This window comes from Streptomyces venetus, assembly GCF_039540295.1.
Taxonomy (GTDB): Bacteria; Actinomycetota; Actinomycetes; order Streptomycetales; family Streptomycetaceae; genus Streptomyces; species Streptomyces venetus.
Genome location: NZ_BAABET010000007.1, coordinates 108,084 through 132,512 on the forward strand (window position 1 = coordinate 108,084; position 24,429 = coordinate 132,512).

Genomic DNA, 24,429 nt, shown 5'->3' on the forward strand with positions numbered 1-24,429 from the left:
GGTGAGCCTAACCTGAGTTGCCTCGCGGTGGCCTCCGGGCCCGGCTCGTATCCTGGGGCGGCATTCCGTTTTCCTGCGTGTGCCGGGGCCGCGAGCCGGTGCACGCTCCGGCATGAGAGAGGTCGCACGGTGAGTCAGCCGAGCCCTGAACCGCAGCAGATCCCGGTCGTCGTCCTGGCCGGATTCCTCGGCTCGGGAAAGACCACCCTGCTCAATCACCTGCTCCACCACAGCGGCGGCAGCCGTGTCGGCGCCATCGTCAACGACTTCGGGGCCATCGAGATCGACGCGATGGCCGTGGCCGGAGCACTCGGCGACTCGACGGTCTCGCTCGGCAACGGATGCCTGTGCTGTGCCGTGGACGCGAGTGAGCTGGACGAGTACCTGGAGCGGCTCGCCGAGCCCTCCCTCGGCATCGACGTCATCGTCATCGAGGCGAGCGGGCTGGCCGAGCCGCAGGAGCTGGTGCGGATGGTGCTCGCCAGCGGGCACGCGGGGATCGTCTACGGCGGGCTCGTCGAGGTCGTGGACGCCGCCGAGTTCGACGACACCCGGTCCCGGCACCCCGAGATCGACAGGCATCTCGCGCTGGCCGACCTCGTCGTGGTCAACAAGACCGACCGGGCGGCCGACGCCGACCGCGTACTCGGGCTGGTCCGGTCCCTCGTCGATCGCGCCGCCGTCGTCCCGGCCACCTACGGCCGGATCGACCCCGAGTTCCTCTTCGACTGCCGGCCGAGCGAGGAACGCATCGGACAGCTGTCCTTCGACGACCTGCACGAACAAGACGCCCACGAGCACGATGGCGACGAGCCCGGCGGGCACGACCACACCGGGCACCTGCACACCGCCTACGACAGCCTGTCGTTCGTCTCGCGGGAGCCCCTCGACCCGCGCCGGCTGATGGAGTTCCTCGACAGCCGGCCCGAGGGGCTGTACCGGATCAAGGGCTATGTGGACTTCGGGCCGTACGACGTCCGGAACCGTTACGCCGTCCATGCCGTCGGGCGGTTCCTGCGCTTCTACCCGGAGCCCTGGCCGGCCGGCGCGGAACGCCTGACCCAGGTGGTCCTCATCGGCTCCGGGATCGACGCGCCCGCACTCGACAAGGAACTCGACGCGTGCCGCAGCGACGCCCCGCACGCCGACGAGCACGGCATGTGGGGCGTCCTGCGGTACGTACGCGATCCCGAGGAGGACCGCGCGGAGCCGGCCTAGACCGGCCCCGCCACCACCGCCACCGTCTTCGCCAGGGACACACCCGATCCGTCGCGGCGCGGGTCCATCTCCGGGAGTTCGGCCGGGGTGCCGTTCTTCTGCGCGGCGAGGGCCGGGGCAGGGCCGGCCCAGGCCAGGGACAGGCAGTCCTCGCCCTTCAGGAACCGCTGGCAGCGGACGCCGCCGGTGGCGCGGCCCTTGCGCGGGTACTGGTCGAACGGGGTCAGCTTGGCCGTCGTCTGGACGGAGTCGTCCAGGGTGCCGCGCGAACCCGCCACGGTGAAGACGACGGCGTCCGCGGCCGGGTCCACCGCCGTGAAGGAGATGACCTTGACGCCCTCGGCGAGCTTGATGCCCGCCACGCCGCCCGCCGGGCGGCCCTGGGGACGCACCACCGAGGCCTGGTAACGCAGCAACTGGGCGTCGTCGGTGATGAAGACCAGATCCTCGTCTCCCGTACGGAGCTCGACCGCGCCGACGATCCGGTCGCCCTCCTTGAGGGTGATCACCTCCAGCTCCTCCTTGTTGGACGGGTAGTCCGGCACCACGCGCTTGACCACGCCCTGTTCCGTGCCGATCGCCAGGCCAGGCGACGACTCGTCGAGGGTGGTCAGGCAGATCACGGTCTCGTCGTCCTCCAGGGAGAGGAACTCCGCCAGCGGGGCGCCCCCCGCGAGGTTCGGCGTCGGCATCGACTCCGGGAGCTGCGGCAGGTCGATCACGTTCAGCCGCAGCAGCCGGCCCGCCGAGGTGACCGCGCCGATCTCGCCGCGGGCGGTGGCGGGCACCGCCGAGACGATCACGTCGTGCTTGACGCGCTTGGCGCCGGCGTCCTCCGGGAACGGTTCGCCGTTGGCCGTGCGGGCCAGCAGCCCGGTCGAGGAGAGCAGCACCCGGCACGGGTCGTCGGCGACCTGGAGCGGCACGGTGGCCACAGGGGCACCGCCCGACTCCAGCAGGTCCGTGCGCCGGTCGGTGCCGAACTTCTTGGCGACGGCGGCCAGTTCCGAGGAGACCAGCTTGCGCAGCTCCGCGTCCGACTCGAGGATCCGGGTCAGTTCCTCGATCTCCGCGTTGAGCCGGTCCTTCTCGGTCTCCAGCTCGATGCGGTCGTACTTGGTGAGGCGGCGCAGCGGCGTGTCGAGGATGTACTGCGTCTGGACGTCGCTCAGCGAGAACTGCTCCATCAGGCGCTGCTTCGCCTGTGCGGAGTTCTCACTGGAGCGGATGAGACGAATGACCTCGTCGATGTCCAGCAGGGCCGTCAGCAGACCCTCGACCAGGTGCAGCCGGTCGCGCTTCTTGCCGCGGCGGAACTCCGAACGCCGTCGCACGACGGTGAACCGGTGGTCGAGATAGACCTCCAGCAGTTCCTTCAGGCCCAGCGTGAGCGGCTGGCCGTCGACCAGCGCCACGTTGTTGATGCCGAAGGACTCCTCCATCGCCGTCAGCTTGTAGAGCTGCTCCAGGACCGCCTCCGGCACGAAGCCGTTCTTGATCTCGATGACCAGGCGCAGGCCGTGCGCGCGGTCGGTGAGGTCCTTGACGTCGGCGATGCCCTGGATCTTCTTCGAACCGACCAGGTCCTTGATCTTGGCGATCACCTTCTCCGGGCCGACCGCGAAGGGCAGCTCGGTGACCACCAGGCCCTTGCGGCGGGCGGTCACCTGCTCCACGGACACGGTGGCGCGCATCTTGAACGTGCCGCGGCCCGTCTCGTACGCGTCCCGGATGCCGGACAGGCCGACGATGCGGCCGCCGGTGGGCAGGTCGGGGCCCGGGACGTGCTTCATCAGGGCGTCGAGGTCCGCGTTCGGGTGCCTGATCAGGTGGCGGGCGGCGGCGATGACCTCGCGCAGGTTGTGCGGCGGCATGTTCGTGGCCATACCGACCGCGATGCCCGAGGCGCCGTTGACCAGGAGGTTCGGGAAGGCGGCGGGCAGCGCCACCGGTTCCTGCTCCTGGCCGTCGTAGTTCGGGTTGAAGTCGACGGTGTCCTCGTCGATGGAGTCCGTCATCAGGCTCGTGGCCTCGGCCATCCGGCACTCGGTGTACCGCATGGCGGCGGGCGGGTCGTCGTTGCCCAGGGAGCCGAAGTTGCCGTGCCCGTCGACCAGGGGGACGCGCATCGAGAAGGGCTGGGCCATGCGCACCAGGGCGTCGTAGATCGACGCGTCGCCGTGCGGGTGCAGCTTGCCCATGACCTCGCCGACGACGCGGGCGCACTTGACGTACCCGCGCTCGGGGCGCAGGCCCATCTCGCTCATCTGGTAGACGATGCGGCGGTGCACGGGCTTGAGACCGTCGCGGGCGTCCGGCAGGGCGCGGGAGTAGATGACCGAGTACGCGTACTCGAGGAAGGAGCCCTGCATCTCGTCGACGACGTCGATGTCGAGGATCCTCTCCTCGTACGAGTCGTCGGGCGGCGGGGTCTTCGTGCTGCGGCGGGCCATCGCTGCCGGCTCCTTGCCTCTGCGATCCGGATCTGACGCCGACCATTGTGGACCGCCGCACTGACAACCGGGACCAGGACCCGTCCTCTGACGCCTGCCGCGCCGTCCCGGCCCCGGCACGACGGGTCACGCCGTCTCGCTCTGCGCGTACGCCCCCCGGGAACTTCACCGGCGCCTCACGCGCTTGCATACAGTGGCAGGACCGGCAGAAATCCGCGGTTGTGAAGACCGCGCCGCGATCGAAGGGACGTACATGCCCATGGGTCACACGGCCACAGCCCAGGCAGGCACCGGGGGCCTGACAGCGACCGAGCACCGCCTGGCCAACGGCCTGCGCGTGGTGCTCTCCGAGGACCACCTGACCCCGGTCGCGGCGGTGTGCCTCTGGTACGACGTCGGCTCGCGCCACGAAGTCAAGGGGCGTACCGGCCTGGCTCACCTTTTCGAGCACTTGATGTTCCAGGGTTCCGCGCAGGTGAAGGGCAACGGCCATTTCGAGCTCGTCCAGGGCGCGGGCGGTTCGCTGAACGGCACCACCAGCTTCGAGCGGACCAACTACTTCGAGACCATGCCCGCCCACCAGCTGGAGCTCGCCCTCTGGCTGGAGGCCGACCGCATGGGCTCCCTGCTGACCGCCCTGGACGAAGAGTCGATGGAGAACCAGCGCGACGTCGTCAAGAACGAGCGCCGGCAGCGCTACGACAACGTTCCGTACGGCACCGCCTTCGAGAAGCTGACCGCCCTCGCCTACCCGGAGGGCCACCCGTACCACCACACCCCGATCGGTTCGATGGCCGACCTGGACGCGGCGACCCTGGAGGACGCGCGCGCGTTCTTCCGCACCTACTACGCGCCGAACAACGCCGTGCTCTCCGTGGTCGGCGACATCGACCCGGAGCAGACCCTGGCCTGGATCGAGAAGTACTTCGGCTCCATCCCGGGCCACGACGGCAAGCACCCGCCGCGGGACGGCTCGCTGCCGGAGACCATCGGCGAGCAGCTGCGCGAGGTCGTCGAGGAGGAGGTCCCGGCGCGCGCCCTGATGGCCGCCTACCGGCTGCCGCACGACGGCACGCGAGAGTGCGACGCGGCCGACCTGGCCCTCACGGTCCTCGGCGGCGGGGAGTCCTCCCGCCTGTACAACCGTCTCGTGCGGCGGGACCGTACGGCGGTCGCGGCCGGCTTCGGCCTGCTGCGGCTCGCCGGGGCGCCCTCCCTGGGGTGGCTGGACGTGAAGACGTCCGGTGACGTCGAGGTGCCGGTGATCGAGACCGCCATCGACGAGGAGCTCGCCCGGTTCGCCGAGGAGGGTCCCACGGCCGAGGAGATGGAGCGGGCCCAGGCCCAGTTGGAGCGCGAGTGGCTGGACCGGCTCGGCACCGTCGCGGGCCGTGCCGACGAACTGTGCCGGTACGCCGTGCTGTTCGGCGACCCGCAGCTCGCCCTGACCGCCGTGCAGCGGGTGCTGGAGGTGACGGCGGAGGAGGTCCAGGAGGTGGCCAAGGCCCGCCTGCGGCCCGACAACCGCGCGGTGCTCGTCTACGAGCCCGTCGCCGACGCCGACACCACCGAGGACGCCGACACCACCGAGGACACCGCAGCCGCGGTCACGAACGAGAACGAGGAGGCGGCCAAGTGACCGAGCTCGCCACGATGGACTTCCACCCCCAGCCGCGGGAGGGCGAGGCCCGGCCGTGGGCCTTCCCCGCCCCCGAGCGCGGCACGCTCGACAACGGCCTGACAGTGCTGCGCTGCCACCGCCCCGGCCAGCAGGTCGTCGCCGTGGAGGTGCTGCTGGACGCGCCCCTGGACGCGGAGCCGGCCGGCCTCGACGGCGTGGCCACGATCATGGCGCGGGCCTTCTCCGAGGGCACCGACAAGCACTCCGCCGAGGAGTTCGCCGCCGAGCTGGAGCGCGCCGGCGCCACCCTCGACGCGCACGCCGACCACCCCGGTGTCCGGCTCAGCCTGGAGGTGCCGGCGTCGCGGCTCGCCAAGGGACTCGCCCTCGTCGCCGACGCCCTCAGGGCGCCCGCGTTCGCGGACAGCGAGGTCGAGCGGCTGGTCCGCAACCGCCTCGACGAGATCCCGCACGAGCTGGCCAACCCCTCCCGCCGCGCCGCCAAGGAACTCTCCAAGGAGCTGTTCCCGGCCGGCTCGCGGATGTCACGGCCCCGGCAGGGCACCGAGGAGACGGTCGCCGCGATCGACTCCGCGGCGGTCCGCGGCTTCTACGAGAAGCACGTCCGCCCCGCCACGGCCACCGCCGTGGTCGTCGGCGACCTCACCGGCATCGACCTCGACGCCCTGCTGGGCGACACGCTGGGCGCCTGGACCGGCTCCTCGGCCGAGCCGCGGCCGGTGCCGCCGGTGACCGCCGACGACACGGGCCGGGTCGTCATCGTGGACCGCCCGGGCGCCGTCCAGACGCAGCTGCTGATCGGCCGGATCGGCGCGGACCGGCACGACCGCGTGTGGCCCGCCCAGGTGCTCGGCACGTACTGCCTCGGCGGCACCCTCACCTCCCGCCTGGACCGCGTCCTGCGCGAGGAGAAGGGCTACACCTACGGCGTGCGGGCGTTCGCCCAGGTCCTCCGGTCCACCCCGGACGGCACGGGTGCCGCGATGCTCGCCATCAGCGGCTCCGTGGACACGCCCAACACCGGGCCCGCCCTGGAGGACCTCTGGACGGTGCTGCGCACGCTGGCCGCCGAGGGGCTGACCGACGCCGAGCGGGACGTCGCCGTGCAGAACCTGGTCGGCGTGGCGCCGCTGAAGTACGAGACGGCGGCGGCCGTCGCGAGCACGCTGGCGGACCAGGTCGAGCAGCACCTGCCCGACGACTACCAGGCCGCGCTGTACCGGCAGCTCGCCGCGACCGGCACCGTGGAGGCCACCGCGGCGGCCGTCAGCGCCTTCCCGGTGGACCGTCTGGTGACCGTCCTCGTCGGTGACGCGGCGCAGATCAAGGGCCCTGTGGAGGCCCTCGGCATCGGCGAAGTCTCCGTCGTAACCGCCGAGTAGCGGCACGCGCGAAGGGGCCCTGGTTGTCTTCAAAGGCACCAGGGCCCCCTTATGCCCGAATTGGGGTGGGAGTTGCCCGTCTGCCCTGTGGGATGCGCTACAAAAGCTGGGATTCGTTTGGGAATTGAAAGTGGCGCCGCTTAGCGTCATCCGGGCTGTTCGTCAGGCAGTGCGCCGCACCCGCGGCACCGGACAGTCATCGCCGAGTCCCCGTACGGCGCGAGCCAGGGGAGCCGGGGACCCATCGCAGTCCCTGGGGTGAATCGGACGCCCGCGCGCAAGCGAGGGGGTCCGTAGGAGACCTTCCTGCTCCGAACCCGTCAGCTAACCCGGTAGGCGAGAGGGAAGGAAAGGATCAGCCACTTCATGGCGTTCACGCGCGCCACCGGGAAGCACCGGCGTCCCAGCAGGATTCAGCGCGGCACGGCCCGCGCGGCGGGCGTCGCGGCCCTCGCCACCACCGGCGTCATCGGCACCGTGGCGGCTCCGGCCTTCGCGGCCGAGCCCGCCGCCGAGCAGACCGGCCTCACCCCGGTCGTCACCCTCGGCGACACCGTGGCCGCACAGATCGACGCCCAGGCCGCCGCTCAGAAGCAGGCCGCCGAAGAGGCCGCCGCCAAGCAGAAGGCCGAGGAGGCCGCGCGCGAGCGGGCCGCCGAAGCGGCCAAGAAGGCCAAGGCGGCCGCCGAGAAGGCCCGCGAGGCCAAGGAGCGCGCCGCCCGTGAGGCCGAGCGCAAGCGCCTCAACTCCTTCGTGCCCCCGATCTCCGGCTCGTACGTCTCCACCGGCTACCAGGCCAGCAGCGGCCTGTGGTCCTCCGGCAGCCACACCGGCGTCGACTTCCACGCCGCCAGCGGCACCTCCGTCCACGCGGTCGGCATGGGCGAGGTCGTCGAGGCGGGCTGGGGCGGCTCCTACGGCAACCAGATCGTGATCAAGATGAACGACGGCACGTACACCCAGTACGGCCACCTGTCGTCCATCGGCGTCTCGGTCGGCCAGAAGGTCACCCCCGGCCAGCAGATCGCCCTCTCCGGCGCGACCGGCAACGTCACCGGCCCGCATCTGCACTTCGAGGCCCGGACGAGCCCCGAGTACGGCTCGGACATGGACCCCGTCGCCTACCTCCGCTCGCACGGCGTGAACGTCTAGGCGGCGCACCCCTCCGCTTACCGAAGCCCCGGCTCCCCGAGCCGGGGCTTTCGGCGTTTTTGACGGCCGGCTGTCCAAAAAATATCCATGGATTCCGGATCGCCGTCGGAAATTCCCGCTGATTGCAATAGAGTCACGGAACACACGTCGCTCGTCGGCGTTTCACGGGGATTAAGCGGAGGTCGGTCATGCGTATTCCCGCGCACTCGGTGTGCACGGCCATCCGGGACGACATCGTCGCGGGTGTCTACGAGCGCGGCAGCCGGCTGACCGAGGAACTCCTCGCGCGCCGCTACGGCGTCTCGCGCGTCCCCGTCCGGGAGGCCTTGCGGACCCTGGAGGCCGAAGGTTTCGTGGTGACCCGGCGGCACGCGGGCGCCTGTGTCGCCGAACCCACCGAGCAGGAGGCCGCCGACCTGCTGGAGATGCGCACGCTGCTGGAGCCGCTCGGCGCCGCCCGCGCCGCCCAGCGCCGTACCGAGGCCCATCTGAAGGTCCTGCGCGGGCTGGTCCGGCTGGGCCAGGAACGCGCCCGCCGGGGCAACAGCGACGACCTGCGCTCGCTTGGCGGCTGGTTCCACGAGACGCTCGCGCAGGCCTCCGGCAGCCCCGCGCTGACCTCGACGCTCACCCAGCTCCGCCACAAGATCGCCTGGATGTACGCGGTGGAGGCGCCGGCCGGTCCCGTGGAGTCCTGGACCGAACACGGCGCGATCGTGGACGCGGTGGCGCGCGGGGACAGTGAGCGCGCGCGGGCGGTCACGGCGCTGCACACCGAGCGCGCGACGGCCGCGCACCGCCTGCGTTTCGGCTCCGCCGGGGAGCGTGCCGAGCGTGTGAGGAACTCGCAACATCCCGTAAACACGGCGAGCCCGCGGCATTAACACGGAAGCCGTATACAAAGAGCGAGCATTTCGCGGGGGATTATTTCTGCTGCCCGCGGGCAGGAAATCCGGGGAAAAGGCGAAGGGCCCGCCCGATGAAATCGGAGGGGCCCTTCGGAGTGCGCCGGGTCAGGCGCGAAAGAAAACTCAGACGGTCTCGGGAAGCTCCTCGAGACCCTCGGAGACCAGCTTGGCGAGCCGGTCCAGGGCGGCGTCGGCGCCCTCGGCGTCGGAGGCGAGGACGATCTCCTCGCCGCCCTGGGCGCCGAGGCCGAGGACGGCCAGCATGGAGGCCGCGTTGACGGGCTTGCCGTCTGCCTTGGCGATCGTCACCGGGACGCCTGCGGCCGTGGCGGCTCGGACGAAGATGGAAGCGGGGCGGGCGTGGAGGCCCTCGGCCCAGCCGACGTTGACGCGGCGCTCAGCCATGTGTTGCTGCCCTTCGGTTTTCAGGGTTGTCTAGACCAGTTTCCCATATCGTGAAGCTGTGCCGGAGCGGTCCTGGGACCGCCCCGGGGTGCCGTCGGGTCGCGGCCTCGACCCGACTGACGCCCTCCACAGACTGCCTCGCGTCCACTGTCGGACGCTAGCCGTACTCTGGGGCCCATGCAGACCTCGCCGGACCGGCACGAGTATCCCGCCCACTGGGAAGCCGACGTGGTGCTGCGCGACGGTGGTACCGCGCGCATCCGGCCCATCACCGTTGATGACGCCGAGCGCCTGGTCAGCTTCTACGAGCAGGTCTCCGACGAGTCGAAGTACTACCGCTTCTTCGCGCCGTACCCTCGCCTGTCCGCCAAGGACGTCCACCGCTTCACGCACCACGACTTTGTGGACCGGGTGGGACTCGCGGCCACAGTCGGCGGCGAGTTCATCGCCACCGTACGCTACGACCGGATCGGCGCCGACGGAACACCCGCTTCCGCACCCGCCGACGAGGCCGAGGTCGCCTTCCTGGTCCAGGACGCCCACCAGGGGCGCGGCGTCGCCTCCGCCCTCCTCGAACACATCGGCGCCGTCGCCCGGGAGCGCGGTATCCGCCGCTTCGCCGCCGAGGTGCTGCCCGCCAACACCAAGATGATCAAGGTGTTCACGGACGCGGGGTACACCCAGAAACGCAGCTTCGAGGACGGTGTCGTCCGGCTGGAGTTCGACCTCGAACCCACCGACCGCTCCCTCGCCGTGCAGTACGCGCGCGAACAACGCGCCGAGGCGCGCTCCGTGCAGCGGCTGCTGGCGCCCGGCTCGGTCGCCGTCGTCGGCGCCGGGCGCACCCCGGGCGGCGTGGGCCGCAGCGTCCTCGGCAACATCCGCGACGCCGGGTACCGCGGCCGCCTCTACGCGGTGAACAAGGCCCTGCCCGAAGAGCAGAAGGACCTCGACGGAGTGCCCGCGCACCGCTCGGTGCGCGACATCGACGGCCCTGTCGACCTCGCGGTCGTCGCCGTGCCCGCCGAGCACGTCCCCGAGATCGTGACCGAGTGCGGTGAACACGGCGTGCAGGGCCTCGTCGTGGTCTCCGCCGGATACGCCGACAGCGGGCCCGAGGGACGCGAACGCCAGCGCGCCCTCGTGCGGCAGGCGCGCACGTACGGCATGCGGATCATCGGGCCGAACGCCTTCGGCATCATCAACACCTCCCCGCGGGTCCGGCTCAACGCCTCCCTCGCCCCCGAGACGCCCCGGCCGGGCCGGATCGGCCTGTTCGCCCAGTCCGGCGCGATCGGGATCGCCCTGCTGTCCCGGCTGCACCGGCGCGGCGGCGGCGTCACGGGCGTGACCGGCGTCTCCACCTTCGTCTCCTCCGGCAACCGCGCCGACGTCTCCGGCAACGACCTCCTCCAGTACTGGTACGAGGACCCCGACACCGACGTCGTCCTCATGTACCTGGAATCCATCGGCAACCCCCGCAAGTTCACCCGGCTCGCCCGCCGGACGGCCGCGGCGAAACCGCTGGTCGTGGTCCAGGGAGCACGACACGCAGCGGCTCCCCAGGGGCATGCCGTACGGGCGACCCGGCTGCCGCACGCCACCGTCTCGGCGCTGCTGCGGCAGGCCGGTGTCATCCGGGTCGACACCATCACCGACCTGGTGGACGCGGGCCTGCTGCTCGCCCGCCAGCCCCTGCCCGCCGGACCCCGGGTGGCGATCCTCGGCAACTCCGAGTCGCTCGGCCTGCTCACGTACGACGCGTGCCTCGCCGAGGGGCTGCGGCCCCACCCCCCGCTCGACCTGACCACGGAGGCTTCGGCGGCGGACTTCCACGCGGCCCTGTCACGGGCCCTGGCCGACGACTCCTGCGACGCGGTGGTCGTCACCGCCATACCGGCGGTGGGGGAGGGCTCGGTCGCGGACGCGGCCCTCGCCGAGGCGCTGCGTTCGGCCGCGGCCGCGGCTCCGGCCAAACCGGTCCTGGTCGTCCACGTGGAGCTCGGCGGTCTGGCGGAGGCCCTGTCGGCGGCGGCGAGCACGGCACCACAGGCCGTGGCGGACGATCCGCCGCAGAGCAGCCCCCATGCCCCCCTGGTCGCGCCCGATCCGACGCCTGCCGGAGAACCCCCCGAGGGCGCCCGTCTCATCCCGGCCTACCCCGCCGCCGAACGGGCCGTTCGCGCCCTCGGCCAGGCCGTGGCCTACGCGCAGTGGCGGCGCGACGCCGCGGACCCCGGCAGGGTGCCCGAGTACGAGGACATCGACGAGAAGGGCACCGCCACGCTGATCGACGGGCTCCTCGCGCGCGGGAAGGGGTTCACGCTCGGCACGGAAGAGACCTGCGACCTGCTCGGCCACTACGGCATCCACGTCCACCGCGCCCTGCCCGCCCCGAGCCCCGACGCCGCGGCCGAGGCCGCGCGCGGCCTCGGCTACCCCGTGGCCCTCAAGGCCACCGCCCCGCACCTGCGGCACCGCGCCGACCTGGGCGGCGTGCGTCTTGACCTGCTGGACGAGGACCAACTGCGACGGGCCTACGCCGAGTTGACGGAGCAGTTCGGCGCGCCGGAGGAGCTGCGTCCGGTGGTACAGCGGATGGCGCCGCGCGGGGTGGACGTCGTCGTGCGGGCCGTGATCGACCCGGCGGCCGGGGCCGTGCTCTCCTTCGGCCTCGCCGGTGCCGCCTCCCAGCTGCTCGGGGACACGGCCCACCGGCTGATCCCGGTCACCGACAAGGAGGCGACCTCCTTGGTGCGGTCGATCCGCACGGCACCCCTGCTGTTCGGCTGGCGCGGCTCCGCACCCGCCGACACCCGCGCCCTGGAAGAGCTGCTGCTGCGGGTGTCCCGGCTGGTCGACGACCACCCCGAGGTCGTCGCGATCACCCTGGAGCCGGTCGTCGTCGCCTCGCACGGCCTGAGCGTCCTGGGCGCCTCCGTCCGCCTCGCACCACCGCCCGCCCGCGACGACCTCGGCCCGCGGACCCTCCCCGCGTACTGACAGGGGGCGAGCGGTCTCTCGCAGTCAGTGGTCCCCCGTAGGATGGGCGTCATGGCCAAGACCAGTACGACGACCCAGGGGCTGCGGGCGGCGATCGAGCGCAGCGGCTACTACCCGGCCCTCGTGGCCGAGGCGGTGGAGGCCGCCGTGGGCGGCGAGCCCATCCGGTCGTACCTGGTCCACCAGGAGACGACGTTCGACCAGAACGAGGTCCGGCGGCACGTGACGGTGCTCGTCCTCACGGACCACCGCTTCATCGTCAGCCACACCGACGAGCAGGCCGCCGACAGCACCTCCCCGACGCCCTACGCCACGACGTCGACGGAGTCCGTGAAGCTCGGCCGTATCTCGTCGATCGTGGTCAGCCGGGTGGTCGCCAACCCCGAGTCCTACAAGCCGGGCACCCTGCCCCGCGAGGTCGTCCTCACCATCGGCTGGGGCGCCGTCTCCCGTATCGACCTGGAGCCGGCCGCCTGCGGCGACCCCAACTGCGAGGCGGACCACGGCTACACCGGCAACTCGACGGCGGACGACCTCAGCCTGCGCGTCAGCGAGGCCGGGGACGGACCGGAGACCGTGCGCCAGGCGCTCGCCTTCGCGCAGTCCCTCTCCGAGGCGACCGCGGACACCACCCGCTGATGACACAGTCCAACACGGCCTGGGACCACCACCCCGAACCGCTCACCGTCTCCTCCGCGCCGGTCCCCGAGTACGGCAGCGGCTCCCTCGCGGACCTGCTGCCCACACTGGCCGCCGGCGCCGGCGTGCCGGGTATGACCGCCGCGATCCCGGAGCTGACGCCCGCCGACCGGAACTGCGTGTTCCTGATCGACGGCCTCGGCTGGGAGCAGCTCAGGGCGCACCCCGAGGACGCCCCCTTCATGACGTCCCTGCTCGCCACCTCGCGCGGCGGCACCGGGCGTCCGCTCACCGCCGGCTATCCGGCGACCACGGCGACCTCCCTCGCCTCCGTCGGCACCGGCCTGCCGCCCGGCGCGCACGGCCTGCCCGGCTACACCGTGCGCAACCCCGACACCGGCGAGCTGATGAACCAGCTGCGCTGGCAGCCCTGGGCCCCGCCCGGGCCGTGGCAGCCCTACCCGACGGTCTTCCAGCTGGCGCACGAGGCGGGTGTGCACGCCGCGCAGGTGTCGTCCCCGACCTTCCAGAACACCCCGCTGACCAAGGTCGCGCTCAGTGGCGGAACGTTCCTGGGGCGGCTGTCCGGCGAGGACCGCGTCGACCTGGCGGCCGAGCAACTCGCCGCGGGGGACCGCTCCCTCGTCTACACGTACTTCGCCGAGGTCGACGGCGCCGGCCACCGCTACGGCGTCGACTCCGACACCTGGCGCGGCCAGCTCATGTACGCCGACCGCCTGGTCCAGCGCCTCGCCGAGCAACTCCCGCCGCGCAGCGCGCTCTACGTCACCGCCGACCACGGCATGGTCGACGTGCCCTTCGACGAGCAGCACCGCATCGACTTCGACGAGGACTGGGAGCTGAGCGCCGGAGTCGCCCTGCTCGGCGGCGAGGGCCGCGCCCGGCACGTGTACGCGGTGCCCGGTGCCGCGAGCGACGTCCTGACCTGCTGGCGCGAGGTGCTCGGCGAGCAGTTCTGGGTGGCCTCCCGCGACGAGGCCATCGCGGCGGGCTGGTTCGGCCCGCGCATCGACGAACGGGTCTACGGCCGGATCGGCGACGTGGTCGCCGCGGCCCGCGACGACGTCCTGCTCATCGCCTCCGAGCGGGAGCCGAAGGAGTCGGCGATGGTCGGCAACCACGGTTCGATGACCCCTGCCGAGCAGTGGGTGCCCCTGCTCGAAGTACGCTCCTGACGTTCCCGGCCCCCCACCGAAAGGTGCTCAACTCGACATGCCTGAGCTGGTCTTCTTCTCCGGAACCATGGACTGCGGGAAGTCGACGCTGGCGCTCCAGATCGCGCACAACCGGTCGGCGAGGGGACTGCAGGCTCTGATCTTCACCCGGGACGACCGTGCGGGGAAGGGGAAGCTCTCCTCCCGGCTCGGCCTGGTGACCGACGCCATCGAGGCGGCGCCGCTGATGGATCTGTACGGCCATGTCGTCGACCAGATGTCACAGGGCGGCAAGGTCGACTACGTGATCGTGGACGAGGCGCAGTTCCTCGCGCCGGAGCAGATCGACCAGCTGGCCAGGGTCGTGGACGATCTGCATCTCGACGTCTTCGCCTTCGGTATCACCACCGACTTCCGCACGAAGCTCTTCCCGGGCTCCCGGCGGTTGATCGAGCTGGCGGACCGAATAGAGACGCTCCAGGTGGAGGCGATGTGCTGGTGCGGGGCGCGTGCCACGCACAATGCGCGCACGGTCGGCGGCGAGATGGTGGTGGAAGGCGAGCAGGTCGTGGTGGGCGACGTGAGCGGCCCCGCCGCGGAAGTCGGCTACGAGGTACTGTGCCGGCGTCACCATCGTCGCCGTATGACGAGCGCCGCCGCCCGGGCCGGCGCGCTCTCGCCGGATGTCCTGCCCGTCCCGTCCGCCTGATCGCCGCCGGACGGTGTCCGTGCTCGCTACATATTGATCATGTGCGACCTCATGCACCGTCAGGTCCCACTGCTGAGCCGGGGTCAGCTCGCGGCCACGCTCCGAGGACGACGACATCGAAGTATGTGCGCATGATCCGGGCTTCCCTCCGCTCATGCCCTGCCGGGCAGGCCGGAGCGGCCCTCGACGACGGTGAGGAGCTTCTTGCGGTCGACCTTTCCGTTGCCGCTCAGCGGCAGCTCCTCCAGAACGACGCAGCGCCTCGGGACCTTGAACTCCTCGATCTGATCACGCATCCCGCCGAGAACCTGCTCGGCGCTCATCTCCGCGACCACCGCGAGGACGGCAGGCCTCTTGCCGGACGGCGGCAGCACGGCGGCGGAGACCACGCCGGGCACCCGGTGCGCGGCGGCCTCCACCTCGGTGGCGCTGACCCGGAAGCCGCGCTCCTTGTACAGGTCGTCGCGCCGGCCGGAGAAGTACAGATAGCCGTCCTCGTCCAGATGGCCGTAGTCACCGGTGCGCAGTTCGGGGAAGAGACCGTCGCGGCGCGGGAAGCGCTGGGCGTTCAGTTCGGGCCGCCGCCAGTACCCGGCCATCACGTGCGGCCCGCGGACGGCGATCTCGCCGACGACGCCGGCCGGCACGGGCTCGCCGTGGTCGTCGACGATGAGGATCTCGGTGCCGGGCAGCGGAAGTCCGCAGGAACCGGGGCGTTCCAGGTCCCCGTCCGGCGGCATGATGACGGCGCGCTTGCACTCGGTGAGGCCGTACATCACCTGGGCGCGCAGCCCGGGCAGCGCGGCGCGCAGGGCATTGACCGTCTCGGTCGACAGGGCGGCGCCGGTGTTGGTCACCAGCCTGAGCGGCGGGCGCTGGGCCGTGGCCCGCTTCAGCAGCCACACGAGCGACTCGGCGACCGACGGGACAGCGGGCAGGACGGTCGCCTTGCTGTCCAGCAGGCTGCGCAGCAGGGCCGGACCGGCCTCGGCCGCGCCGCCGAGCACCACGTGCGCACCGCTGAGGGCGCCGAGGAAGATCTGGTAGAGGCCGTAGTCGAAGGAGAGCGGCAGCGGGCAGTAGACGACGTCGTCGTCCTGGTACCGCAGGACCTGCTGGATCGCCCGAGCGGCGAAGACGACCTGCTGATGGGTGCTCACCACGGCCTTGGGCAGGGACGTGGTGCCCGAGGTGTAGATCAGGCAGACCGGGTCGACGGCGAGCGGCTCGGGCAGGGCGAGCCGCTCCACGGGGCCGGCCGTGCCGGGCTCGGGGAACGCGATCGGGAGCAGGTCCTCCGGGTCGGCGGCGACGACGCCGCGGTCCCGTGCGGCCTGGCGCGAGGCGGGATCCTCGGCGACGACGAGGCTCGGCTCGCAGTCGTCGAGCACATGCTCCAGCGGAACGCCCCGCACCTGCTCGTGGAGGACGGACCACGGGGCGCCGAGGCGGGATGCCGCGAAGACGAGCGCCGGGACCAGCGGACCCGAGGGCACGGCGACGACCACGCGCCGCCCGCGGCCGACGCCTTGGGCGTGCAGCCACGCGGCCAGCCGGTGACTGGCGTCGCACAGCGCCGCGAACGTCTTGGCGGACTCCTGTCTGCTGACGGCCGGGCGCTCGGGCCAGGCCTGCGCGGCGGCGTCCAGGAGGTGGTGAAGGAGCGTGTTCTCGGACAACTTGCTCAGTTCCCTTCAGGCGACGACTCCCCCGTCGCCATGTCGAATGGCTCGATCGCCCGGATGCGGCACCCGGCCCCCGGTCGTGCCGGGACCGGGGACCGGGACCGGGGGCCGGGACGGCGCGCCGGGACGGCGCGCCGGGGCGGCACACGGCCGTCCCCGGACGCGTCGTCGACGCGACCCGTCGGGTGCGTGAGGTCAGGGCCTCGGCACGGCGCCCAGCTGGGACAGCAGCCCGAGGGCGTCGGACAGCACCCAGTACTCGGCGATCTTGTCGTTCTCGAGACGGACGATGGACATGCCGGAGTAGCGGACGGCGGTCCCCGGAGCGACTGTCGCGGTGGGTGCGCCACCGGCGTAGGTGCCGGTCACGATGTATCCACCGGCGACGAGGTCGCCCTCCCTGAGCGGGCCGGGACGCGTGGTGAAGCGCACGTCGTGCAGCAGTGTGCGGACGGAGGTGACCCAGTCGAGCAGGCCGTCGCGGGTGGTGATGCGCCTGGAGTCGGGGAAGCCGAGGTAGCGGGCCAGTTCGGCGCTGTGCACGGTGAAGTCGTCGGCGATGAACTCCGGCGTGTCGGCGAAGTCCACCTCTCCGTTCCACAGATCGACGAAACGTTCGAAGAGCACCTTGCCCGCGTCGGTCTCCACGGCACGGGTGTCGCTCATGCCTTCGCCCCGGCTTCCGGCGCGGGAGCAGCTCCCGCCACGGCGGCGTCGGCCCGGCCGGCCACCCGGACGCCGACGAGCAGCGGCAGCACGGCGAGCGCGCAGGCACCGCAGATCGCGCCGATCACGGCGAAGGAGACGCCGTTGTCCAGCAGCAGGGCGGCGATGCTGGTCGCCAGCATCATGCCCCCGTACTGGGCGGAGCCGTTGAGCGCCAGCGCGGTGCCGCGCGTCTCCGGCCGCAGCTCGCTCACCAGGGCGCTGAGGGACGGCTGGCCGACGCCGACCGCCGTACCCCACACGATGAAGACGATGAGCACGGGAACGATGTGGTCGCCGATCAGGGCCACGGAGGTCACCCCGGCTGCCGCGACCAGGGCGGCCACCACGATCACGGTGCGCTTGCCCAGCTTGTCCGCGATCCGGCCGCCGAGCAGCGCCCCCGCCATGCTGCCGGCGCCCGAACCCATGATGGCGAGACCGGTCTGGGCCTCGTTGAAGCCGAAACGCTCGGCGTAGAAGATGCCGATGTTGGAGAACATGCCGTACAGCGCGAAGGACCACAGCAAGGTGCAGCCGAGTACGCAGAGCACGGCGGGTGTCGTCACGGCGCGGCCGACCATGCCGAGGTAGACGGCCACCGGGCTCTTGGTGCTCTGCTGCTGTGCCGCCGGCGGCTGTACCGGGGGGATCAGCGCGAGCACCAGGGCGCAGACGAGGACGGCCACCCCGCCGACGGCGAAGAACGCGACGCGCCAGCCCAGGAGATGGGCGAGGTAGGAGCCGAGCGGCACACCGATGACGGTGGAGCTGAGCAGCCCCGCCACCACGATGCCCATGACCTTGCCCCGGCGCTCGAACGGGAAGGTGTCCGCGATCATCGCGTAGACGCTCGGCATGATCATCGCGGCGCCCAGGCCGGCCAGGGCGCGGCAGGCGAGCAGCAGGCTGAACTCGGAGGTGATGCCCGTGAGGGCGTTGCCGAGGGTGAAGGCGACCAGGCCGCCGGTGAGGATCGTGCGCCGGCCCAGCCGGTCCGACATGGCTCCGCACAGGGGGGCCGCGAGGGCGAACAACAGGGCGTAGGCGCTGACGAAGAGACCACCGAGCCGCGCCTCGGTTCCGGTGTCCTCGGCGATGGCCGGCACAAGCGGAACAGTGATCATCGAATCCAGGCCCACCAGGAAGGCGCTGGCCACCGCGACGAGCAGCACCCGGCTGGGCTGTGGGGACGTCTTTGTGGATAAGGACATGACACCTTTCTCACTCTGCTCGGGACATGTCGGCGACCGCCGTCCCCCCGGCACCGGCTGACCGACGCCGCGCGGCGTCACGGGGAACCACGGCGGTGCCCACCGCCCGGCAGACGACCACGGGCTCCCCGAGCAACTCGGCTCGTGTCGTCCCTTGTTCGTAACGGGCGGCAATGTATTTCCATGCCGTGAATTCCACGACGCGCCGGAGTCTACTCCTGCCCACCAGACGTCCGCTCACCTCGATGTAATCACCGACATACACGGGGGCCTTGAATTCGACCTCACTGTAGCCACTGAGCAGACCCTCGTCCCCATCCATTCGGACGGTGATCTCTGTCACAACATCGCCGAACAATTGAAGTATCCGGGCGCCGTCAACAAGATTCCCGCCGTAATGGGCGTCCTTTTGAGCCATTCGCGCGCGCAGTGTCGCGGAAACCGCTTCAGACATACTTCGACCTCACTCCGACCGTCCGCTTGGCACCGACTCGCGCAAGGCGATTTCCTCCAGGACCGTCCGTGCGGTCCTCCTGACGTCACCGGCTCCCGGCGCCGGCTCGTGGTCGCCGCGGCCCAGGGCCACGGCGACCACGTGCTCCCCCTTGTGGGCGATGGACACCGTCAGGTCCGTCAGCCCGATCTCCGCGGCCCTGCGCTGCGCCGCACCGATCAGCCGCACCAGCGGCGCGGACCGTGCCCCACGGGTGACGCAGATGTGCCGGGGCAACAACCCACCGCGGCATCCCGTGCCGAGCACCTTGAGTACCGCCTCCTTGGCCGCGAACCGGCCGGCGAGGAACTCCCGCGCACGCTCCCGGCCGAAACCGTCGGCGAGTGTCAGCTCCTCCGGGGCGTAGGTGTACCGGCGGAACCAGGAGCGGGCTTGGAGACGGTCCAGTTCGCCGAGGCCGAGGACGTCGATCCCGATGCGCATGGTGGCTGCCCTACCCGGCCCGGCCGGGAGCCGAGGGGGAGCGGAACACGGCCAGCTGCCCCTCCTTCGTCAGGGGATCGACGTCGCAGAGGACCACCGTGGCGGCGTCCTGACGCCAGTCCTGCCAGTGACCGGCCAGTTCCAGCCAGACACTCGTGCAGTAGCTGGTGTCCCCGGCGCGGCTGACCCGCGCCCCCGCCGAGTCCACCGAGCCGTCCTGGACCCCCGGGCCGAGCACCAGCAGCGTCCCGGCCGGGTCGGCGGCGGCCAGCTCGGTCAGCCGGGCGGCGGTCTCCTCCGGCGACGCGAACGACTCGACGCCGGACAGGGCCGGTCCGCCCTCCCCGTCCGCCCGGCCCGCGTCGTCGAGGACGAGCAGGACACCGGAGTCGGTCAGATCCCGGGTGTCCACGAGCGGATGAGGGGTCGGCAGGGTGGTCTGCTCCAGGATCGCGAGCACCGCACGTCCCGCCCGCCCCGCGCGCTGGTAGGCGGCGATGATCCGCAGCGCCGTGAACGGGGCCGCCAGACCCTGCTCGGACACGCAGAAACTCTGCGCCGCGCCGCCGAGCAGCATGTTCAGGTGCGAGGCGACAGCGGTGAACGGGTGCACGTCGGGCAGGGCGTGGCTGACGACCACCAGGTCCGCCGGCCCGTCGATCCCGTCCGCCGTGACCAGGTGGTCCACGAGGTCACGGTGGGAGACGTTGGCCCCGTCCAGCAGGCGCTGTTCGTCGACGGTGGAACCGAACGGCTCCACCAGGTCACGGAAGAAGCCGACGATGGACGGATCGTCGTGGTACGGACGGCGGGGCGGGTCGGCGATCGCGGCGGCCGAGCGCAGCACTGACATCGTCACTTTCCCTCGCCGAGCAGTCGCTGCAGGTACGCGGTGAGCGTGCCCACGGTCATGAAGTCGTCCATGTCCAGGGTCTCGGGGTCGACGGCGACGTCCATGCTGTCCTCCAGGGACATGAGCATCTCCATCACCGAGGTCGAGTCCAGGTGCAGGTCCTCGAAGAGCCGCACCTCGGGCGTGAGCCCGCTGACCTCGCGTTCGAGCACCTCGGTGAGCGCGGTCTCGACCGACTCCACGACTGCCGTGTTCTCCATGGGGTTCCATCCTCTTGTCGAAAGCCGAATACGGGGGAGCGGAAACGTCAGAAGGCGATGAGGTGCTGCTTGCCCAGCAGGTCGTCCAGGACGTCCCGGCGGCGGACCAGATGGGCGGTGCCCTGGTGGACCATGACCTCGGCGGGGAACCCGTGGCTGAGGAAGAGCCCGGGGGAGGCCGACGGGCCGTACGCCCCGGAGCGCTCCACCCCGATGAGGTCCCCGGGCCGCACCTCGGGGAGCGCCACCCGCTTGCCGATGACGTCGTTGGGCGTGCAGAGGGGGCCGGTGACCGTGTACGCGCCGGTGGGTTCCGCGTCGTAGCGGCTCAGCGAACGAATCGGGAAGTTCCGCTTGACGAAGCTGCCCACCCCGACGGCGGCCATGTGGTGGTTGGTCCCGCCGTCGGCCACCACGAACCGCTCGCCCATGGACTCCTTGACGTACAGCGCCCGGGTCACGTACGTCCCGCACCTGGCGGTGAGGTAACGGCCGAGCTCGTTGATCAGCCGGCAGTCGGGATGGTCCTTGAGAAATCCCGTGACCGTGGTGTCGATGCCCGCCGCGAGTTCCGGAATATTAAGGTCCGGTTCATTGTCGAAGTACGGTATCCCGAAGCCGCCACCGAAATCGACGATGTCCAGTTCGATTCCGGTCTCGGCGGCGAGGTCCGACGCGACGGCGAGAATCTCGCGGGTGTTGTGGATCAAATCCTCGTGCCGGAGGAAACGCGTACCCATATAGGCGTGGAAACCGATGACCCGGGTGCGCCGCAGCCCCTTCAGCACCCTCGTGGCATTGCGCAGCAGAGCCACGTCGATGCCGAACTGGCGTGGCTTTCCGCCCATCGCCAGCCCCGACCCCTTGGTGTGGAAGTCAGGATTGACCCGCAGCATGACCGGCACATCGGCACGGCCGGCCGCCACGGCGATCTCGTCGACCTCCGCCAGTTCCTCCAGCGACTCGCACACGATGGCGCGCAGCCCCGCGGCCACACACGCCTCGAGCTCCGCGCGGGTCTTGCCGGGCCCCAGGAAGATCGTGTCCCCGGCCGCGATACCGGCTCGCCGCGCCGTCTCCAGCTCGACCAGGGACGACACCTCGGCGCCCGCGCCGAGACTGCCGAGGTAGCCGCAGACACTGATGTTGGGATTGGCTTTGAGCGACAGGTAGATGTCGACAGCGGGATGCGTCAGAGCGCGCAGCTCCTCGTACGTGCGGCGCAGGACGTCCGTGTCGTACACGTACAGCGGCGTGCCGAACTCCTCGGCGAGCGCCGACACCGGCAGCCCCTGCACACGGAACTCGGTGGTGGTCATGCCGCTTCCCTCCCCGCGTCCCGCCGCGTCCCCGCCCCGGCGGCGGACGCCCCATGTGTGATGACCATGGCCGCGAAGGTGGCGCCCAGGCCGACGGTGGCGAAGAGGTAATGCCGTCCCGGCACCAGCCGGCCGGCCTCCCGCAGTGTCGTGTGGTTGAGAAAGACATCCGAGGCGAAGCAGTGTCCGAACCGCTCCACGTTCTCCAGGAACACCTGCTCGCGCGGTATGCCCAGCTCGCTGATGGTCTGCCGCCACGACTGAAGGTTGACGTTGTGCGGGACGACCAGGTCGATGTCCGCGAACCCGAGCCCCGCCTCGGCGACGGCCCGTCGCATCACCGCCGCCAGTTCCGGCGCGTAGACCTTGGAGAAGCGCAGCGCTCTCTCCTCGTCCAGCAGCATCGCGGCCGAGAACTCGCCCAGGGTGCTGGTGGCGTAGGAACGCACCGCGTCGCCCGCCCCGTCGAGCGTGACCAGGCAGGCGGCTCCGGCATCGCCCATGATCGCCACGTCCTCGATGAGCTGGATCTTGGGCGAGAACGCCTGCTCCCCGGTCACGACCAAGGCACAGTCGCCCGGCCCGCCCTCCGCCCGCAGCAGTTCACCGGCCACGTCGACGGCCGCCATCCCACTGGCGCAGTTCTGCTGGCTCAGCCCGAAGGCCTCGGCCCGGTGCAGCCCGAGCCGGTCCCTGATCTCCCGTGCGGGATCGATGTGCGCCGGCGTCACCGCCTGCGTGGTGTGGGCGTACAGCACATGACGGACACGGCTCGCGGTGTCCTCGTCGGCGAGCACGCGGCGGGCCGCCGGCAACACCACGTCGAAAAGGCTCAGTTTCGGGTCGAAGCGGATCTCCTTGAGGCCGTGCACCCGCTGAAAGAGCCGGAGCTTGGTACGGCGCAGCCCCAGCCGGTCCACCAGGTCCTCGATCGGAACCCTCCGCTCGGGCGCGAAGGACGCGATCGCCTCGAGGGTCGTGACTCCCGTGCTCACTGTCGAACTCCTCCCTCCGTTCATGGTCATCGCGGCCCCCGGTAGGTGAGGACGGCGGCGTTGAAGGTGGCGCCCGCGCCGACCGAGGCCATCACGTAGTGCCGACCCTCCGTCAGCCGGCCCTCCTCGCGCAGCGTCGTGTAGTTGACGAAGACGTCGGAGGCGAAGCAGTGGCTGTAACGCGCGACGTTGTCCAGGAAGACGCGCTCGGCCGGGACGTCCAGCTCCGCGATGGTCTGCCGCCACGCCATGAGATTGACGTTGTGCGGGATGATCAGGTCGATGTCGGGCAGTGTGAGTCCGGCCTCGGCGACGGCTTGCCGGACCACCTCCGCGAGCGTCGGAGCGTACGCCTTGCCGAACCGGGCCAGCTCCTCGGCGGGCAGCGAGAGGAGATCCGCGAAGTCGCCGAGAGTGCGGGTGACATGGGACAGGACGGGGTGGCCCGAGCCCTCCACCGCGACCAGGCAGGCGGCCGCGGCCTCACCCATGATCGCGGTGTTGGGAACCAGCCGGACCAGCGGGGAGAAGGACTTCTCCCCGGTCACCACGAGCGCCCGGTCGCGGGGGTCGCCGCCACGCAGCAGCGCGGCGGCGACCTCCAGTGCGCCGAGTCCGGTGGCGCAGTTCTGCTGCGTCATCGAGAACGCCTCGGCGTGACCGAGACCGAGCAGGTCCCGCACCTGGCGCGCGACGTCCGTCGCCGGCGGTGCCACCTGGTGGATGGCCCGGGCGTGAATGACGTACCGCACCCGGTCCGGCTCGGCGAGCCCGGCCACGATCTCCCGGGCCGCCGGGACCACCAGGTCCAGCAAGGACAGTTCCTCGTCGAGCCGCAGTGTGTGCAGTCCGTGCACTCTGCGGAACAGCGCGACCTTCGCGCGGCTCAGACCGAGAGGCCGTGCCATCGCCTCCACCGCGACCGTTCGGTCGGGCATGGCGGACTCGATCCTCTCCAGCGTCAGCAGGGGCCGGGTCATGAGCTCTCCTCGTCCCGGTCCGCGGCGAGGGCCGTGCGCAGCCACTCGTCCACGGCCCGGGCCGTCGTGGCCGCGTGCTCGCCCAGCATGGTGAAGTGGTCACCGGGCACGTCGACGACCGTGTCGGCCAGCGGCCAGCGCGGCCGGTCGTGCGACCCGGAACGCTCCTGCGCCCGCACCAGAACGGTCGGCACCCCGTTGCCCTCGGGGGCCCAGCCGTCGAAGACGCGCAGATAGCCGCCCATCGCGATCAGCCGGTGGTCGTCCATCCAGACGCTGCTCTCCGGAGCCAGCATCTGGTCGGCCACCATGGAGAGGTCGTCCAGGTCCAGAGGGCAGGCGAGGGTGTCGATCAGCACCACCGCCCGGGGCGCCGCGCCCCGCTCCGCCAGCCGCCGTGCCACGGCGTGGGCGATCCAGCCGCCGGTGGACCGGCCGAGGAGCACCAGCCCCCGGTCTCCGGCGAGATCCAGGGCGGCCTGCGCCTGCGCGTCGGCGAGGGCCGTCAGCGAAGCGGGCAGCTCCTCGCCGGGAGAGAAGCCGGGAAGCGGCGGAACTGACACGGCACGGCCCGGGAGAGCGGCGGTGAAGGCGGCGTACTCCTGCGGCCCGGAGATCGCGATCATGGAGGGGAAGCAGACCACCACGGGGCCCTCCTCCGGCCCACTGGCCTTCGGGAAGGCGGCCGGTGCCGCCCCTTCGTCGCGGGACGGGCGCAGCCGGGACGCCGTGACCAGCAGGTCCACCGCGTCCCCGAGCCGGTGCCGCTCGTGGGCGTCGCGGAAGAGGGAGACC

Annotated in this window: 22 protein-coding genes and 1 riboswitch; of the genes, 9 read left to right on the plus strand and 13 right to left on the minus strand. The window is 71.4% G+C overall.

Translation table 11 applies throughout. The annotated features are described in order from the left end of the window. Positions 1 to 129: 129 nt before the first annotated feature. Positions 130 to 1,218 carry a CobW family GTP-binding protein gene (locus ABEA82_RS23305; RefSeq protein ID WP_345663558.1) on the plus strand — a complete coding sequence of 363 codons (1,089 nt, stop codon included), beginning with the start codon at positions 130 to 132 and terminating at the stop codon, positions 1,216 to 1,218. On the opposite strand, the gene ABEA82_RS23310 is transcribed toward ABEA82_RS23305, so the two are convergent. Further along, positions 1,215 to 3,671 carry a DNA gyrase/topoisomerase IV subunit A gene (locus ABEA82_RS23310; RefSeq protein ID WP_345663559.1) on the minus strand — a complete coding sequence of 819 codons (2,457 nt, stop codon included), beginning with the start codon at positions 3,669 to 3,671 and terminating at the stop codon, positions 1,215 to 1,217. The two genes, ABEA82_RS23305 and ABEA82_RS23310, sit on opposite strands and share 4 nt — an antisense overlap. Before the next feature lie 259 nt (positions 3,672 to 3,930). Here ABEA82_RS23310 and ABEA82_RS23315 point away from each other — a divergent pair, with 259 nt between their 5' ends. The 4 genes from ABEA82_RS23315 to ABEA82_RS23330 all read left to right on the plus strand — a co-directional run bounded on the left by ABEA82_RS23315 (position 3,931) and on the right by ABEA82_RS23330 (position 8,731). Further along, positions 3,931 to 5,310 carry a M16 family metallopeptidase gene (locus ABEA82_RS23315; protein ID WP_345663900.1) on the plus strand — a complete coding sequence of 460 codons (1,380 nt, stop codon included), beginning with the start codon at positions 3,931 to 3,933 and terminating at the stop codon, positions 5,308 to 5,310. Beyond that, complete coding sequence (locus tag ABEA82_RS23320) at positions 5,307 to 6,695, plus strand: M16 family metallopeptidase (RefSeq protein ID WP_345663560.1); 1,389 nt, start codon at positions 5,307 to 5,309, stop codon at positions 6,693 to 6,695. Before ABEA82_RS23315 ends, ABEA82_RS23320 begins: the two co-directional genes overlap by 4 nt. A 190-nt stretch (positions 6,696 to 6,885) precedes the next feature. Continuing rightward, positions 6,886 to 7,049, plus strand: a riboswitch (cyclic di-AMP (ydaO/yuaA leader). A 12-nt stretch (positions 7,050 to 7,061) separates the two neighbouring features. After that, positions 7,062 to 7,847 carry a M23 family metallopeptidase gene (locus ABEA82_RS23325; RefSeq protein ID WP_345663561.1) on the plus strand — a complete coding sequence of 262 codons (786 nt, stop codon included), beginning with the start codon at positions 7,062 to 7,064 and terminating at the stop codon, positions 7,845 to 7,847. Positions 7,848 to 8,035: 188 nt separating this feature from the next. Next, positions 8,036 to 8,731, plus strand: coding sequence for a GntR family transcriptional regulator (locus ABEA82_RS23330; protein WP_345663562.1), 696 nt, complete (start codon positions 8,036 to 8,038; stop codon positions 8,729 to 8,731). Between the two features lie 147 nt (positions 8,732 to 8,878). Here ABEA82_RS23330 and ABEA82_RS23335 read toward each other — a convergent pair whose 3' ends face one another. After that, the gene (locus ABEA82_RS23335; protein WP_033308341.1) at positions 8,879 to 9,160 is read right to left on the minus strand and encodes an HPr family phosphocarrier protein; all 282 of its coding nucleotides are present in this window, start codon (positions 9,158 to 9,160) and stop codon (positions 8,879 to 8,881) included. A gap of 177 nt (positions 9,161 to 9,337) precedes the next feature. Here ABEA82_RS23335 and ABEA82_RS23340 point away from each other — a divergent pair, with 177 nt between their 5' ends. The 4 genes from ABEA82_RS23340 to ABEA82_RS23355 are packed head-to-tail and all read left to right on the plus strand — an operon-like array spanning position 9,338 to position 14,686. Beyond that, the gene (locus ABEA82_RS23340) at positions 9,338 to 12,163 is read left to right on the plus strand and encodes a bifunctional acetate--CoA ligase family protein/GNAT family N-acetyltransferase (RefSeq protein WP_345663563.1); all 2,826 of its coding nucleotides are present in this window, start codon (positions 9,338 to 9,340) and stop codon (positions 12,161 to 12,163) included. A 51-nt stretch (positions 12,164 to 12,214) separates the two neighbouring features. Continuing rightward, positions 12,215 to 12,802, plus strand: a complete 588-nt coding sequence (locus tag ABEA82_RS23345) for a DUF5998 family protein (protein ID WP_345663564.1) — start codon at positions 12,215 to 12,217, stop codon at positions 12,800 to 12,802. Beyond that, the gene (locus tag ABEA82_RS23350; protein ID WP_345663565.1) at positions 12,802 to 13,998 is read left to right on the plus strand and encodes an alkaline phosphatase family protein; all 1,197 of its coding nucleotides are present in this window, start codon (positions 12,802 to 12,804) and stop codon (positions 13,996 to 13,998) included. Before ABEA82_RS23345 ends, ABEA82_RS23350 begins: the two co-directional genes overlap by 1 nt. A gap of 37 nt (positions 13,999 to 14,035) precedes the next feature. Next, the gene (locus tag ABEA82_RS23355; protein ID WP_345663566.1) at positions 14,036 to 14,686 is read left to right on the plus strand and encodes a thymidine kinase; all 651 of its coding nucleotides are present in this window, start codon (positions 14,036 to 14,038) and stop codon (positions 14,684 to 14,686) included. Positions 14,687 to 14,838: 152 nt separating this feature from the next. Here ABEA82_RS23355 and ABEA82_RS23360 read toward each other — a convergent pair whose 3' ends face one another. The 11 genes from ABEA82_RS23360 to ABEA82_RS38715 all read right to left on the minus strand — a co-directional run bounded on the left by ABEA82_RS23360 (position 14,839) and on the right by ABEA82_RS38715 (position 24,380). Beyond that, positions 14,839 to 16,365 carry a class I adenylate-forming enzyme family protein gene (locus ABEA82_RS23360; RefSeq protein WP_345663567.1) on the minus strand — a complete coding sequence of 509 codons (1,527 nt, stop codon included), beginning with the start codon at positions 16,363 to 16,365 and terminating at the stop codon, positions 14,839 to 14,841. A 201-nt stretch (positions 16,366 to 16,566) separates the two neighbouring features. Continuing rightward, the gene (locus tag ABEA82_RS23365) at positions 16,567 to 17,037 is read right to left on the minus strand and encodes an ester cyclase (protein ID WP_345663568.1); all 471 of its coding nucleotides are present in this window, start codon (positions 17,035 to 17,037) and stop codon (positions 16,567 to 16,569) included. Beyond that, on the minus strand, positions 17,034 to 18,290 hold the full coding sequence (locus ABEA82_RS23370; protein WP_345663569.1) for an MFS transporter: 1,257 nt from the start codon (positions 18,288 to 18,290) through the stop codon (positions 17,034 to 17,036). The genes ABEA82_RS23365 and ABEA82_RS23370 overlap by 4 nt, the downstream gene beginning before the upstream one ends. Before the next feature lie 10 nt (positions 18,291 to 18,300). Continuing rightward, a complete protein-coding gene (locus tag ABEA82_RS23375) occupies positions 18,301 to 18,744 on the minus strand; it encodes a 3-aminobutyryl-CoA ammonia lyase (protein ID WP_345663570.1) in 444 nt (147 codons plus the stop codon). A gap of 9 nt (positions 18,745 to 18,753) precedes the next feature. Further along, positions 18,754 to 19,227, minus strand: coding sequence for a holo-ACP synthase (locus tag ABEA82_RS23380; protein ID WP_345663571.1), 474 nt, complete (start codon positions 19,225 to 19,227; stop codon positions 18,754 to 18,756). 10 nt (positions 19,228 to 19,237) lie between these two features. After that, complete coding sequence (locus tag ABEA82_RS23385; protein ID WP_345663572.1) at positions 19,238 to 20,080, minus strand: hypothetical protein; 843 nt, start codon at positions 20,078 to 20,080, stop codon at positions 19,238 to 19,240. 2 nt (positions 20,081 to 20,082) lie between these two features. After that, positions 20,083 to 20,340, minus strand: coding sequence for an acyl carrier protein (locus ABEA82_RS23390; RefSeq protein ID WP_345663573.1), 258 nt, complete (start codon positions 20,338 to 20,340; stop codon positions 20,083 to 20,085). 47 nt (positions 20,341 to 20,387) lie between these two features. Next, the gene (locus ABEA82_RS23395) at positions 20,388 to 21,659 is read right to left on the minus strand and encodes a type III PLP-dependent enzyme (protein WP_345663574.1); all 1,272 of its coding nucleotides are present in this window, start codon (positions 21,657 to 21,659) and stop codon (positions 20,388 to 20,390) included. Beyond that, on the minus strand, positions 21,656 to 22,654 hold the full coding sequence (locus ABEA82_RS23400; RefSeq protein WP_345663575.1) for a 3-oxoacyl-ACP synthase III family protein: 999 nt from the start codon (positions 22,652 to 22,654) through the stop codon (positions 21,656 to 21,658). Before ABEA82_RS23400 ends, ABEA82_RS23395 begins: the two co-directional genes overlap by 4 nt. Before the next feature lie 26 nt (positions 22,655 to 22,680). Continuing rightward, positions 22,681 to 23,634 (minus strand): 3-oxoacyl-ACP synthase III family protein, encoded by a 954-nt coding sequence (locus tag ABEA82_RS23405; protein WP_345663576.1) that lies wholly within the window; start codon positions 23,632 to 23,634, stop codon positions 22,681 to 22,683. Beyond that, on the minus strand, positions 23,631 to 24,380 hold the full coding sequence (locus tag ABEA82_RS38715) for an alpha/beta fold hydrolase (RefSeq protein ID WP_425588551.1): 750 nt from the start codon (positions 24,378 to 24,380) through the stop codon (positions 23,631 to 23,633). Before ABEA82_RS38715 ends, ABEA82_RS23405 begins: the two co-directional genes overlap by 4 nt. Positions 24,381 to 24,429: the final 49 nt, after the last annotated feature.